This window comes from Acinetobacter sp. G18 (genome assembly GCF_052660225.1).
The window spans coordinates 317,531-330,876 of sequence record NZ_CP109658.1; the positions used below are offsets into that span (position 1 = coordinate 317,531).

Sequence of the window (13,346 nt, forward strand, 5' to 3'; positions counted from 1 at the left end):
AAAATTATGCATACTTCAACCACCAGTACCGTGCCTTTGGAACCGTGGACAGCTCAACAATTACAACAGGCAACGCAGGGTTATTGGCATAAAGACCAGATCCCTCAAACTGAAATTAAACGTATTTTGACGGACTCTCGTCATGCGGAAACTGGGGATGCCTTTTTAGCACTAAAAGGTGAGCGTTTTGATGCACATGATTTCGTTGCACAAGTTGCAGCAAATGGTTGTCAAATTGCGATTGTTGAACGTCCATTAGATATTGATATTGCTCAGCTTGTGGTTGCTGATACTCGTTTAGCTTTGGGGCAACTTGGTAGTTATCGCCGTCAACAGAATGCTCAATTGAAAGTGATTGCTTTAACGGGAAGTAGTGGCAAAACCACCACAAAAGAAATGCTAGGAAGCATACTGTCACGTTTAGCACCTACACTCATTACGCGAGGCAACTTAAATAATGACCTTGGCGTGCCGATGATGCTGCTTGAGCTTCGCAAGGAACATCAATACGCGGTGATGGAACTTGGTGCAAATCATCAAGGTGAAATTGATTACACATCAAAACTCGTTCAGCCACATGTCGCGGGCATTTTAAATATTGGAACTGCTCATTTAGGTGAGTTCGGTGGACGTGATGGCATTTGCCGTGCTAAATCGGAAATCTATCGTCATATTTTGCCTCAGGGCGTTGCTATTGTTCCGCAACAAGACGATTTCACTGCCGAGATTCGTGAAGCAGCCAAAGATCATCAAATTTCTAGCTTTGGTATAGGTGGTGATGTATTTGCTACAGAAGTTGAGCTGCTACCACAGTCTGCCAATTTTCAGCTACATACACCTCAAGGTACTAGCCTCGTAAGATTGCCTTTTGCTGGTGAGCATAATGTACAAAATGCAACGGCAGCCGTAGCGTTTGCTCTGGCGCTAGGAATTAGCTTAGAAGATATTGTAAAAGGTTTGGAGCAAGCACAAGGTGCTAAAGGTCGTTTGAACTTTATTCAAAAAGCGCCTTACTTATTTATTGATGATACTTATAACGCCAATCCAACCTCTATGCGTGCTGCGGCACAAGTATTACTTCAGCAAAATGGCATTAAAGTCATGGTGATGGGTGATATTGGAGAGCTTGGCGATAGTAGTTGGCAAGAGCATCACGACTTAGGTCGAGATCTTGCAGAACTTCCTTTAGACCATATTGTTGCAGTTGGGCAGTTTGCCTCGGCAGCTCTTGAAGGTGCAGGCCTTCATTCTAATAAATTGAACGCATTTCAGACTCAAGCTGAGGCGCTTCCATTTTTAATCAATCTAATCCAAACACATCAACCCCAGTCCATGAGTTTCCTGTTTAAAGGTTCTCGCTTTACTCATATGGAAACGTTGATGGCTGATTTGATGGAGAAACTTTAAATGCTGTTATGGTTGTTTGAACAACTTGCGGGCTATCACAGTTCGTTTCAAGTGGTTCGTTATTTAACATTACGTTCTTTACTCAGTGTATTAACGTCACTGACCATTGGTTTGGTTCTCGGACCGATCATGATTCGTAAATTACAAGCGTTAAAATACGGTCAGGCAGTAAGTTCGTTTGCTCCTGAAAATCATGCCAAAAAAATGGGTACACCAACCATGGGCGGGATTCTAATCCTGCTTTCAATTGGTATTAGTACTCTGTTGTGGGCTGATTTATCTAATCCGTATGTTTGGATTGTACTTGGTGTGATGGTTGTGTTTGGTGCGGTTGGCTGGGCAGATGACTGGATTAAAATCCGCTATAAAGACAATGCTGGCTTACCTGCTCGTAAGAAATTCTTCTGGACTTCTATTGCGTCACTCGGTGCTGGTATTGCGTTATATCTAATTGCAACTGAACAATCTAATGCAGAACATACTGCAAATATGTTGGATTTATTGATTCCTTTCTTTAAGAATCTTTCTATTCCACTTTCTATCGTTCCTTTGGGTTTAGCATTTATTGTATTCACTTATTTAGTCATTAATGGTGCATCTAATGCGGTTAACTTAACTGATGGTTTGGATGGTTTGGCCATTATGCCAGTGGTTATGGTTGCTTCAGGTTTAGGTGTATTTGCTTACTTATCTGGTGACATCCGTTTTGCTAATTATTTGCATATTCCATATGTGAAATATACTTCAGAGCTGGTTGTAATCTGTTCTGCCATGATTGGTGCAGGCTTGGCGTTTCTTTGGTATAACGCACACCCAGCGCAAGTCTTTATGGGTGATGTGGGTGCTTTAGCTCTAGGTGCAATGCTTGGAACAATTGCTGTGATGGTGCGCCAAGAAATCGTATTTGCGATTATGGGAGGTGTTTTTGTGATGGAGGCTGTTTCGGTATTCCTGCAAATTGGGTCGCTACGGATGAGGAATAAGCGTGTCTTCTTGATGGCACCTTTACATCATCACTATGAAAAACAAGGCTGGAAAGAAACTCAAGTGGTTATTCGGTTCTGGATTATTACGATTATACTAGTCGTATTAGGCTTAATGACCTTAAAATTGCGCTAGAAATTATTTTGGTGTCAATATAAAGCCAGTTTCTACTGGCTTTTTTTATTGGAGAGGTAAATGACAAAGGTTGTTGGGCTAGACCAATTATCTGTAATTAACCAAAAAGTGGTTAGTGATGGGGAAGTATTACCTCAAGTTGTACTTAAAGATGGTAGTAAAGTACAAACTGGAACAGTAGCGACGATGTTGCATAATATTGATTTGTATAATGCAGGGCAGAGAGGCCAAATTGAAGAGGAATTAAAAATTGCGATTCCGACTTTAATTAAAATTGGTTTATTTGATTTGTTTGATGTAGATGAATGGATTTCTGGAACAAATGCAGGCCGCACCTTTGTTGGACTACACGCAAAGACTTATTTGCAACAAAAAGAACAAGAGAATAATTAAACGTGGCTAAGCAAATTTTAATGTGTCCTGTGTGTCGTCAGTCCCTGAATTTAACTGAACGAACTTGGCGATGTGAGCAAGGACATAGTTATGATGTAGCTAAACAAGGCTATGTCAATTTACATGTTGTGCAACATAAACATAGTAAAAACCCAGGGGATACACCTGAGTCAGTAGATGCGCGCCGTGCCTTTTTACAGGATGGCTATTATCAACCTTTACAGCAAGCTGTAGTTGCTTTGCTAAAGCAGCTTAAAGCTAAATCAGTACTTGATATTGGTTGTGGTGAGGGTTATTACACAAGTGCAATGCAAGATGCTGTTGAGCAGTGTGTAGGTGTAGATATTGCGAAAAATGCTGTACAACGCGCAGCAAAGTTAAATCATAACGTGACTTGGGTTGTTGGTACGGGAGCGACTTTACCGGTAATCGATCGAAGTGTGGATGTGTGTACCAGCCTTTTTAGTCCAATTCCACAAGCAGAAATTTTACGTGTGCTAAAAGATGATGGATATTTAATTGTTGTCACACCTGCAACTGAACATTTATATGCGATGCGTGAGGCACTGTTTGAGCAGGTCAATCCGCACACACCGCAAAAGTTTGTTGAACAACTGCAAGATTTATTTGAGTTGAAAGAACAGCAAACTATAGATGCCCCTTTATTACTTGACCAAGAGGCTTTAAAAAATCTAATCGCTATGACGCCATATGCATATAAGGCCTCTCCAGAGCGTCGAATGCAGTTAGAGCAGCACTCTCAATTAGAGGTAACGGCATCTTTTCAAATCTATCTTTTTCAAAAGCGTAATAAAAAAGCCATCTAACGATGGCTTTTTTATTTTACTCAATTTGGTTAATCAAGTTTTCTAATTCATCTTTGTCACGCTTCGGTGCTGCTCCTTGTGCAGGCTTCATTGCTGGAGGCGCTGCCTTAGATGGAATTACAATTTCTTCGCCCGGTAAATCATCGAAGTCATTAGTAGTGTTTTTAGGCTGTGGCGGTGCAGGACGATAAAGTGGTCGAGCCAATGGCGGCGCTGCGCGATATGTTTTCTTATCGCCAACTTCACTTGCGACATCTTGTTTTTCACGAGAAATAGGTGATTGAGCATCTTTCTCTAAACGAACCCAAGACGCTGGAGTACCTTTAAGTGATTGATCCATAAAGTTAATCCAAATTGGTAATGCGGCAATACCACCATACTCGCGACGACCAAGTGTCGTTGGTTGGTCGAAACCAACCCAAGTAATAGCGACTAATTTGCCATTAAAACCTGCAAACCATGCATCTTTTGCATCGTTTGTTGTACCTGTTTTACCACCCAAGTCACTACGGCCAATTTTAAGTGCAGCACGACCAGTACCATGCTCAATTACATCACGTAAGATATTCGCCATATCATAAGCAGAGCTTGATTTTAAAATGCGCTGAGCTTGTCGATATTGGCTGTTATTTTTATCTGTTTGTTTAAGATTAAGCTGTTTTGCTGCTTTTTCTTTCTGCTCCAACTCTTTATTGGTCACTTCAACAACTTGATCATCAGGTGTGGTTGCTTGAGCATCATCTGTTGTTTCAGGGGCATTAATACATGGAATACATGCATATTCTGGTTTAGCTTCGTAAATAACTTTACCGTACGCATCTTCAATACGTTGGATGAAATGTGGTTGAACACGGTAACCACCGTTTGCGAAGGTTGCATAACCCGTTGCCATTTGAATTGGTAATACTTGAGGTGTACCTAAGGCAATAGTGTAGTTACGTGGAATTTGATCTTCTTGTAAACCAAAATCCATGAATAATTGGCGAGTACGTTCAATCCCTACAGTCTGCAAAAGTCTTACAGATACAGTATTACGAGATAAATACAAAGCACGTCGTAATGGGATCATGCCTAGGTAACGACCATCAGAGTTCTTTGGTGTCCACTTGCCAATGGTAATCGGACTATCGTTGACCATGGTGTAAGGTGTCATACCGCGCTCTAGTGCCAAAGCATAAAGAAATGGCTTGATGGTAGAACCCGGTTGACGCCAGCCTTGCAAAGCACGGTTAAATTTTGATTGATAAAAATTATAGCCACCAACAATCGCTTCAATTGATCCATCATTTGGATTAATTGCAATAAGCTGGCCTTGAACTTTTGGTACTTGAACTAACGACCATGCAGTCTTAGCTTCATTTGGACGTAAGCGAATAATATCTTTCACTTTAACAATTTGAGATGCACGTGAAGGTGCTCCACCTACGCTATTTGCATTACGATAGGGGCGGGCCCATGACATACCAGACCATTGCACAGTGACGGTTGAACCATCTTGCATTAAAGCTTCAAACGAGTTGCTATTTACTTTGGTCACTTCTGCGGGGTAGGTATTAGCATAAGCTCTAAATTGGCTTAATGGTTTATCATGTGCTTCTGCGCCACGCCAACCATGACGTCTGTCATAAGCCTCAAGACCATCTTGTACAGATTTCTCTGCAATAGCCTGACGTTGGGCATTAATGGTTGTATAAACCTTATAACCTGAGTCAATTGCTTGTTCACCAAAATGTTTTACAAGCTCTGAGCGAACCATTTCACCAGCATATGGATGAATATTATTTAAGTCGCGGTTGGGCATATTCAAATTGATAGGCTCAGCCACAGCTTTTTGATATTCCGCTTGAGAAATATAACCGAGTTGCAACATACGGCCTAAAATCCAGTTACGGCGTTCAAGTGCACGTTCAGGATTAACAACAGGGTTATATTTGGATGGCGCTTTTGGTAAACCTGCAATCATTGCCATTTGAGCAATGCTAAGTTCATTAATGCTTTTGTTATAGTAAATTTTGGCTGCTGCTGCGATACCGTACGCATTTTTCCCCAAGAAAATCTTATTGACATAAAGACTTAAGATGTCTTCTTTAGATAAGTTTTGCTCAATTTTTCGAGCCAAAAATATTTCTGTAAGTTTACGTTTTAACGTTCTCTCGGGACTTAAATAATAGTTTTTTGCGACCTGCATTGTGATAGTCGAACCACCCGTTTGCACATCGGAACCAGTCACACTCTCGCTTAAAGCGCGTCCTAAACCTTTAAAGCTAATACCGCTATGCTCAAAGAAAGATGAGTCTTCTGCAGCTAAAAATGCATGAATAAAAGCAGGAGGAATTTGTTTGTATTCAACCGGTATCGAAAGTTTACCACCATACTCAGCAATAAGTTGATTATCGGCTGTATAGACTTGTAATGGTTTTAGAAGTGGTGCTTTCTTTAATGAACTCATTTCCGGGAGGGTTGGGGCAATATAGAGATACATGCCATAAAATCCCATCGGAAGTGAGACTAAGATAATAATAATGATCAAAAAAATTGGACGCACGAAGCCCAAACTGGATAGCTTTTTCATGATAAGTAAGCTTTAATAAGATCGAATACAAACTAATTGTGGTCAGTATAGCCTTTAGACATGCGGATTGTTAGATGAGATATTGTATCCGTGTAAAAATAAAGACCGAGATTGTTGGTTTGTAATTTTTTTTGGGGATAAAAAAATAATAGGACAATAGTGTGCTCAGGTTATATCGTAAACCTAATAAGGGGTTAATGGGCGTCGATATTAGTTCGACTTCTGTTAAGTTGTTAGAGCTCTCTGTCAAGAACGGTAAATATTGGGTTGAAAGCTATGCTTTGATGCCTTTACCTGAAAACAGTGTAGTTGAAAAAAATATCTTAAATCCAGAAGCAGTAGCGGAAGCATTGGAAAGGGCGATTAATGTAGCAAATCCCCAAACTAAAAATGCGGCAATTGCTGTTCCTACATCGACGGTTATTCATAAAACTATCGAAATGGATGCGGATATGAGCGATGATGAACGTGAAGTTCAGATTCGTGTAGATGCGGAGCAGTATATACCGTTCCCTTTGGATGAGGTGAGCCTAGATTTTGAGGTTCTACCTGACCGTCTCGCGAATTCAAATCGTGTAAATGTACTCTTAGTCGCAACAAGAACGGAAAACGTAGAAACGCGCGTTGAGGTTCTTGAGTTGGCAGATTTAAATCCTAAATTGGCTGATGTTGAAAGTTATGCTGTTGAGCGCGCATTCAGTGTGTTTGCTGATAGCTTGCCTATGGGTGCAAATACGATAGGGGTTTTAGATATTGGCCATACCATGACAACATTGTCTGTCATGCAAAACGGCAAAATTATTTATACCCGTGAGCAAGTTTTTGGCGGAAAACAACTTACGCTTGAAATTCAAAGTCGTTATGGTTTGTCTTTAGACGAAGCAAGTCGAGCGAAAAAAGATCGTTCTTTACCAGATGACTATGAAATTGAAGTATTAGATCCGTTTCTAGATGCTGTAGTTCAGCAGGCAGCCCGCTCTTTACAGTTTTTCTTTTCTTCATCTCAGTTTAACGAAATAGACCATATTCTGCTTGCAGGCGGAAATGCGAATATTCCAGGTCTTGCCAAGCTTTTGCAGCAAAAATTAGGTTACCGTGTCACTATTGCCAATCCATTTTTACAGATGGGTTTTTCTCCTCAAGTCGACGTTCAAAAAATTGAAAATGATGCCTCATCTTTAATGGTGGCGTGTGGCTTGGCTTTAAGGAGTTTTGATTAATGGCAACAATTAATTTACTACCTTGGCGTGAAGAGCTGAGGGAGCAAAGAAAAAAACAATTTATAACGTTATGCTTTGGGGTGGTTGTGTTAGGAATTACAACCGTATTTGGGGGGTGGTTCTATTTTGATCATAAATTAGATGATCAAACGCAGGCAAACCAACTTATTACAAGTACTAACCAAAACCTTGATCAGCAATTAAAAGCATTAAATGGTTTACAAGAACAACGTGATGCCATCATTGAGCGTATGAAATTGATTCAAGATTTACAGAGTCAGCGTCCAGTCGTGGTAAGACTGGTTGATGAGTTAGTAAGAGTCACGCCGCCTGCAATGTATTTAACGAAATTTAGCCGAACTGGGGATAAATTTACGATTGAAGGTAAAGCTGAAAGTCCAAATACGGTAGCTGAACTACTGCGTAATCTTGAAGCATCTCCTTGGTATCGAAATGCTTTTATGAACTCTTTCTTGGCGACTGAAGATAAAAAAGATAAGGCAGCAAGTTCTCTTCTTCCTAGGGTAGAAGATAATTACGGTAGTTTTGTTGTGACTGTCGATTTAGGGGAAATGGGCGTGACCACAGCTGATAATAATGCTGATAAACCAGCCGTAGCTAAAGATACGGGGGCAGCAAAATGAGTCAAGATGAACTTCACGAGTTATCATTAGAGCAATCGGCTTCAAAGAAAAAGAAATTTAATCTCGATAAATTCCTTCAACAATTTAATACGCTGGATATGAACAACTACGGTAGTTGGCCCATATCTGTAAAAATTACTTGCTGGATTTTTATTTTCTTTGCTGTATTAGCCTTGGGTTATTTTGTTGCTATTCAGCCAAAGCTACAAGCAATTGATAATGCTCAAGCTCAGGAAACTAACTTGTTAAACGAATTTCGAGAAAAAGATTCGAAATTACGTAATTTGCAACAGTATCAAGTCCAACTTCAAGAGATGCAGGCAAATTTTAATCAGCAATTAGAGCAGTTGCCTAAAGAAACCGAGATTCCTAGTTTGGTTGAAGATATCAATTTAACGGGTGTGAAGTCTGGATTGAAATTTAAAAATATTCGCTTAGAAAATGAAGTAAAACAGGAAGTCTTTATTGAACAACCGATTTCGATAGAAGCCACAGGTGATTATCACGCCTTTGGAGCTTTCGTGAGTAGTATTGCTGCGTTGCCGCGTATCGTAACCATGCATGATTTTACTGTTGATGTATCTCAAACTAAAGACAGCAAGTCAGATATTCCTGTATTGAACTATTCTATCAAAGCGAAAACCTATCGCTATGTAGAAGCAACAGATACAGCGAAGCAATCGACCCAAACTCCAACAACACCTGCTTCAACTAGCACGGCTGCTCAGCCGAAATAGGAGAGTTATGATGAAAATTAAGCAAATTACTCTTTATATTTTGGCTTGTGCTGCTCTTGTAGGATGTGATTCAAGAATTGATGCAGTCAATCAGCAAATGGCAAATATCCGTAATCAACCGCCGCTAGCTATTGAACCAGCACCTATTTTTACTCCTGTACCACAATTTAATTATGCTGCTCATCAATTGAAAAGCCCATTTATGCCAAGCTCACTGGCTGCTGAACTCAAAATTATGGCTGGAAAACGGGTTTATCCAAATTTCTCACGTACGTCACAGCCATTAGAAAGTTATGCACTTGAGGCTTTAAGTATGAAAGGAAGCATGCGGAATAGTCGTGGTCAAATATTAGCTCTCATCCAGACGCCAGATCAGCAAATCGAACGCGTACAAGTGGGCAACTATATGGGCATGAATCAGGGCCGTATTACCCAGATTAGCCCGACTCAGATTGATTTGGTCGAGATTGTGCCAGATGGTCGAGAAGGCTATGTCGAAAGACCGAGAACATTGGTCTTGATTGGGCCTGCACCCTAATATTTAGGGAATAACAACGAAAAAGTATTTTTAAAGATTATTTATTGGGGATGGTCAGACAATGAATCAGGTATTCCGTCAGTTTTCTATGGGGGCTGTAGCGATTGCAATTATGCAGGCTGCATCTGCACAGGTCAGCATGACCAATATTGTACCAACGCAAATTGCAGGTCAGGGTACAGAAATTAGAGTCATGTTTAATGGTTTGCCTCCACAGCCACAAGCTTACCAACTTGAAAATCCTTCGCGTTTAATACTAGATTTTGATAAGGCACAACAAAGTTTAAAGCAGTCTAAAATTGCTGTTGCAACGAATGAAGCAAGTTCCGTTGATGTGACTTCAGATGATGTGCGTTCACGCTTAACCGTAAATCTAAAAGATGCTGGTGCTTTTACAACGCGCGTGGAAGGCAATACTTTCATTCTAAAAATTAATTCAGCTCAAACAACGAATAAGCCGATACCAGCAGCTACCGCACAACCACAAGGTGTTTCAAATATTGGCTTTCAGCGTGGTAGTCAGGGAGAAGGTTTAGTTGTTGTCGATCTTTTGGGAAGTAATACGCCTGTAGATGTTCAACAACAAGGCAGTAAGGTTGTTATAAGAACATTAGGTACAAAGATTCCGACACATTTAGCACGTCGTTTAAATGTAAATGATTTTGCAACGCCCGTATCAAGTATTGATGCTTATAATGAAAAAGGTGCTGGTGTAATCACAATTCAGTCATCTGGTAGTTATGAATATATGGCTTATCAAGCTGAAAATAAGCTCACAATTAGTTTGAAACGTCCACAAGATAAAAGTACATCAGCTTCGTATAAAGCACCAAGTTATTCTGGTAATAAGCTTTCATTAGACTTCCAAGACATTGAAGTGCGTCGTGTATTACAGTTGCTTGCCGATTTTACAGGCATCAATATGGTGGCTGCTGATAGTGTGCAAGGTAACATCACGCTACGTTTGAAAGATGTACCTTGGGATCAAGCACTAGATATTATTTTAAAAACTAAAAATCTTGATAAACGTCGTAATGGAAATGTAATTTGGATTGCTCCTGTTACTGAATTAATTAAAGCAGAAGATGATGAGGCAAAAGCCTTAGCTCAAACGATTAAGTTAGCGCCAATCCAAACAGATTATATTCGTTTGAGTTATGCGAAAGCGACTGATGTGCTTAAGTTGATTGAAGATACTCGTAATGGTAAAGGTGCAGTTGCAAATCGTACCGCAAACTCTGATTCTCTTGCGTTGGAGAGTTTATTAAGTTCACGTGGTAGTGCTGTTGCTGATAGTCGGACTAATACTTTGATTGTAAATGATACAGCACAAAATATTGATAAAGTTCGTAAAATGATTGAACTACTTGATGTGCAAGTTAAGCAGGTGATGGTTGAAGCACGTATTGTTAGAGCTTCTACGTCATTTACTAAAGAACTTGGAGTAAAGTGGGGTATTCTTTCACAAGGTATTACTAATAATAAAAATTTATTGGTTGGTGGTAGTGAAACAACTTTATGGAATTTACGTGACCCTAAAAAAGATGAAACTACTGGAGGCTATAAATATACCATCGAACGTCCAGATAACTTAAACGTCGATTTGGGAGTCTCTAATCCGGCGGGAAGTATTGCCTTTGGTCTTATCAGTATGTCTGACTTTATGTTGGATCTTGAACTCTCAGCTTTACAGGCTGATGGTTATGGTGAGGTGATTTCAACCCCTAAAGTCATGACTGCCGATAAGCAAACTGCGAAAGTTGCCACAGGTCAACAAGTTCCTTACCAATCAACAACCAATTCTGGTGCTGGTTCAACAGTAACAACGTCATTTAAAGATGCGCTCTTAAGTCTGGATGTTACGCCTAGCATTACGCCTGACGGTAAAATTCAAATGAAATTAGATATTTCAAAGGATTCTGTGGCGGGTGAAGCACCAAATGGTGAGTTAATTCTGAATAAGAATAATATTAATACCAATGTGCTGGTTGATAATGGAGAAACCGTCATTTTAGGTGGTGTATTCGAGCAAACAACGACAAATACCCAAACTAAAGTTCCTTTCTTTGGGGATATTCCTTTGGTTGGGCGTTTATTTAGAAAAGATGTAAAGTCTGATGATAAACAAGAGTTACTGATTTTTGTAACACCACGAATTGTTAATGACACTTTGGCGAGAAATCATTAATATATTTTTCAATGAAAGCAATTGAAATAGGTGGCGCCTTGCCAAGCAAAGCGTTTGAAACCCTACCAAATATTTATTTGGTAGGGCCCATGGGGGCAGGAAAAACAACCGTTGGACGTCATTTAGCAGAACTATTAGGGCGTGAATTTTTAGATAGTGATCATGAAATTGAGCGCAAGACAGGGGCAACTATTCCTTGGATTTTTGAAAAGGAGGGGGAGGTTGGGTTCCGAACTCGTGAAACTGTGGTTTTAAATGAGCTGACCTTACGTAAAGCGTTGGTGTTGGCAACAGGTGGTGGAGCAATTACCCAAGCGCCTAACCGAGAATTTTTAAAGCAACGCGGAATAGTTATTTATCTCTATACACCTGTCGAATTACAATTACAAAGAACCTACCGCGACAAAAACAGACCATTATTACAAGTTGAAAATCCTGAACAGAAATTGCGAGACCTATTAAAGATCAGAGACCCTTTGTATCGTGAAGTTGCACATTATACGATTGAAACGAATCAAGGCGCTGCACGTGATCTCGCACAAAAGATTTTGCAACTTATTCTATCGAACAAGCTAAAATAGACAAACTGACTAGTGGTTTTATAAATTCATGCAAACATTACATGTTGAATTAGGCGAACGCCGTTATCCTATTTTTATTGGTAGTCAACTTGACCCGAAACAATTACTAGAGCCTTATATTCATGGTCAACAGGTCATGATAGTCAGTAATGTGACGGTTGCGCCTTTATATTTAAGCCACTATCAGGAAGCTTTAAAAAGTTTAGGTAAAACAGTTGCGACTTGTATTTTGCCTGATGGTGAAAAATACAAAGATATTCAACATCTAAATTTAATTTTTGATGCATTACTTGAAGCTGGTTTTAACCGTGATTGTACCGTTTTAGCTTTAGGTGGCGGTGTGATTGGAGATATGGCTGGTTTTGCATCTGCTTGTTTCCAGCGTGGAGTTTACTTTGTTCAGGTTCCTACCACATTACTTTCACAAGTAGATTCAAGTGTTGGTGGAAAAACAGGAATCAATCATCCGCTTGGTAAAAATATGTTAGGTGCTTTTCAACAGCCGCAAGTTGTTCTGGCTGATATGGCGCAACTCAATACATTACCAAAACGTGAACTTTCAGCAGGTTTAGCTGAAGTGATTAAATATGCTCTTTTAGGTGATGTCGATTTCTTGGTATGGCTTGAAGAAAATATGGATGGGCTTGTTGCGAGAGATGCTAATTTACTTGCAGAAGCTGTCTATCGTTCATGTGCTCACAAAGCGCGTATCGTTGCCAATGATGAAAAAGAACAAGGTGAACGTGCTTTACTTAATTTAGGCCACACTTTCGGTCATGCGATTGAGTCATATCTTGGTTATGGTACTTGGTTACACGGTGAAGCTGTTGCAACCGGTATGGTTATGGCAGCAGATTTATCACAGCGTTTGGGCTGGATCTCAAATGAAGATGTAGAACGTACAAAAAAAATCATTCAACGTGCGAATTTGCCGATATCATGTCCACAAATTCCATTGGATGATTTCCTTGGATACATGGCGCATGACAAAAAAGTTCTCAATGGGCAATTACGGTTGGTGTTATTAAAACAACTTGGACAAGCTGTCATTACTAAGGACTTTGATGTCGAATTGATGAAGCAAGCTATTTTGGCAAATCAACACGGATAATAGATAAGG

At 39.9% G+C, this 13,346-nt stretch carries 12 protein-coding genes; 11 read left to right on the forward strand and 1 reads right to left on the reverse strand.

The features are described from left to right. Positions 1-6: 6 nt before the first annotated feature. From NE363_RS01485 to NE363_RS01500, 4 genes are read left to right on the forward strand one after another with little or no spacing between them, the layout of a single operon-like run. A complete protein-coding gene (locus NE363_RS01485) occupies positions 7-1,407 on the forward strand; it encodes a UDP-N-acetylmuramoyl-tripeptide--D-alanyl-D-alanine ligase (protein ID WP_445535697.1) in 1,401 nt (466 codons plus the stop codon). Then, positions 1,408-2,526: a phospho-N-acetylmuramoyl-pentapeptide-transferase gene (mraY, locus tag NE363_RS01490; RefSeq protein WP_004705178.1), complete on the forward strand. Its 1,119-nt coding sequence runs from the start codon at positions 1,408-1,410 to the stop codon at positions 2,524-2,526. It begins immediately after the preceding gene. Between the two features lie 60 nt (positions 2,527-2,586). Beyond that, positions 2,587-2,919, forward strand: coding sequence for a DUF7709 family protein (locus tag NE363_RS01495; protein ID WP_240287620.1), 333 nt, complete (start codon positions 2,587-2,589; stop codon positions 2,917-2,919). A gap of 2 nt (positions 2,920-2,921) precedes the next feature. Beyond that, a complete protein-coding gene (locus tag NE363_RS01500; protein WP_240287622.1) occupies positions 2,922-3,746 on the forward strand; it encodes a putative RNA methyltransferase in 825 nt (274 codons plus the stop codon). 16 nt (positions 3,747-3,762) lie between these two features. Here NE363_RS01500 and ponA read toward each other — a convergent pair whose 3' ends face one another. After that, positions 3,763-6,318, reverse strand: a complete 2,556-nt coding sequence (gene ponA, locus NE363_RS01505) for a penicillin-binding protein PBP1a (RefSeq protein ID WP_445535698.1) — start codon at positions 6,316-6,318, stop codon at positions 3,763-3,765. 161 nt (positions 6,319-6,479) lie between these two features. On the opposite strand from ponA, the gene NE363_RS01510 reads away from it, so the two are divergent. The 7 genes from NE363_RS01510 (at position 6,480) to aroB (ending at position 13,337) form a co-directional block, all read left to right on the forward strand. Continuing rightward, positions 6,480-7,538 carry a pilus assembly protein PilM gene (locus tag NE363_RS01510; protein ID WP_445535699.1) on the forward strand — a complete coding sequence of 353 codons (1,059 nt, stop codon included), beginning with the start codon at positions 6,480-6,482 and terminating at the stop codon, positions 7,536-7,538. Further along, positions 7,538-8,182 carry a PilN domain-containing protein gene (locus NE363_RS01515; RefSeq protein WP_445535700.1) on the forward strand — a complete coding sequence of 215 codons (645 nt, stop codon included), beginning with the start codon at positions 7,538-7,540 and terminating at the stop codon, positions 8,180-8,182. Before NE363_RS01510 ends, NE363_RS01515 begins: the two co-directional genes overlap by 1 nt. Beyond that, on the forward strand, positions 8,179-8,919 hold the full coding sequence (locus NE363_RS01520; protein WP_445535701.1) for a type 4a pilus biogenesis protein PilO: 741 nt from the start codon (positions 8,179-8,181) through the stop codon (positions 8,917-8,919). The genes NE363_RS01515 and NE363_RS01520 overlap by 4 nt, the downstream gene beginning before the upstream one ends. 10 nt (positions 8,920-8,929) lie before the next feature. After that, positions 8,930-9,457, forward strand: a complete 528-nt coding sequence (locus NE363_RS01525) for a pilus assembly protein PilP (RefSeq protein ID WP_445536349.1) — start codon at positions 8,930-8,932, stop codon at positions 9,455-9,457. Positions 9,458-9,518: 61 nt separating this feature from the next. After that, the gene (pilQ, locus tag NE363_RS01530; RefSeq protein WP_445535702.1) at positions 9,519-11,645 is read left to right on the forward strand and encodes a type IV pilus secretin PilQ; all 2,127 of its coding nucleotides are present in this window, start codon (positions 9,519-9,521) and stop codon (positions 11,643-11,645) included. An 11-nt stretch (positions 11,646-11,656) separates the two neighbouring features. Then, complete coding sequence (aroK, locus tag NE363_RS01535) at positions 11,657-12,226, forward strand: shikimate kinase AroK (protein WP_004705195.1); 570 nt, start codon at positions 11,657-11,659, stop codon at positions 12,224-12,226. Between the two features lie 28 nt (positions 12,227-12,254). Next, positions 12,255-13,337 (forward strand): 3-dehydroquinate synthase, encoded by a 1,083-nt coding sequence (gene aroB, locus NE363_RS01540; protein WP_445535703.1) that lies wholly within the window; start codon positions 12,255-12,257, stop codon positions 13,335-13,337. Positions 13,338-13,346: the final 9 nt, after the last annotated feature.

Excerpts from the sequence above, each read along its gene's own strand:
- NE363_RS01485 (WP_445535697.1), top strand. The coding sequence starts at position 7 with ATGCATACTTCAACCACCAGTACCGTGCCTTTGGAACCGTGGACAGCT.
- mraY (WP_004705178.1), top strand. The coding sequence starts at position 1,408 with ATGCTGTTATGGTTGTTTGAACAACTTGCGGGCTATCACAGTTCGTTT.
- NE363_RS01495 (WP_240287620.1), top strand. The coding sequence starts at position 2,587 with ATGACAAAGGTTGTTGGGCTAGACCAATTATCTGTAATTAACCAAAAA.
- ponA (WP_445535698.1), bottom strand. The coding sequence starts at position 6,318 with ATGAAAAAGCTATCCAGTTTGGGCTTCGTGCGTCCAATTTTTTTGATC.
- NE363_RS01515 (WP_445535700.1), top strand. The coding sequence starts at position 7,538 with ATGGCAACAATTAATTTACTACCTTGGCGTGAAGAGCTGAGGGAGCAA.
- NE363_RS01520 (WP_445535701.1), top strand. The coding sequence starts at position 8,179 with ATGAGTCAAGATGAACTTCACGAGTTATCATTAGAGCAATCGGCTTCA.
- NE363_RS01525 (WP_445536349.1), top strand. The coding sequence starts at position 8,930 with ATGAAAATTAAGCAAATTACTCTTTATATTTTGGCTTGTGCTGCTCTT.
- pilQ (WP_445535702.1), top strand. The coding sequence starts at position 9,519 with ATGAATCAGGTATTCCGTCAGTTTTCTATGGGGGCTGTAGCGATTGCA.
- aroK (WP_004705195.1), top strand. The coding sequence starts at position 11,657 with ATGAAAGCAATTGAAATAGGTGGCGCCTTGCCAAGCAAAGCGTTTGAA.
- aroB (WP_445535703.1), top strand. The coding sequence starts at position 12,255 with ATGCAAACATTACATGTTGAATTAGGCGAACGCCGTTATCCTATTTTT.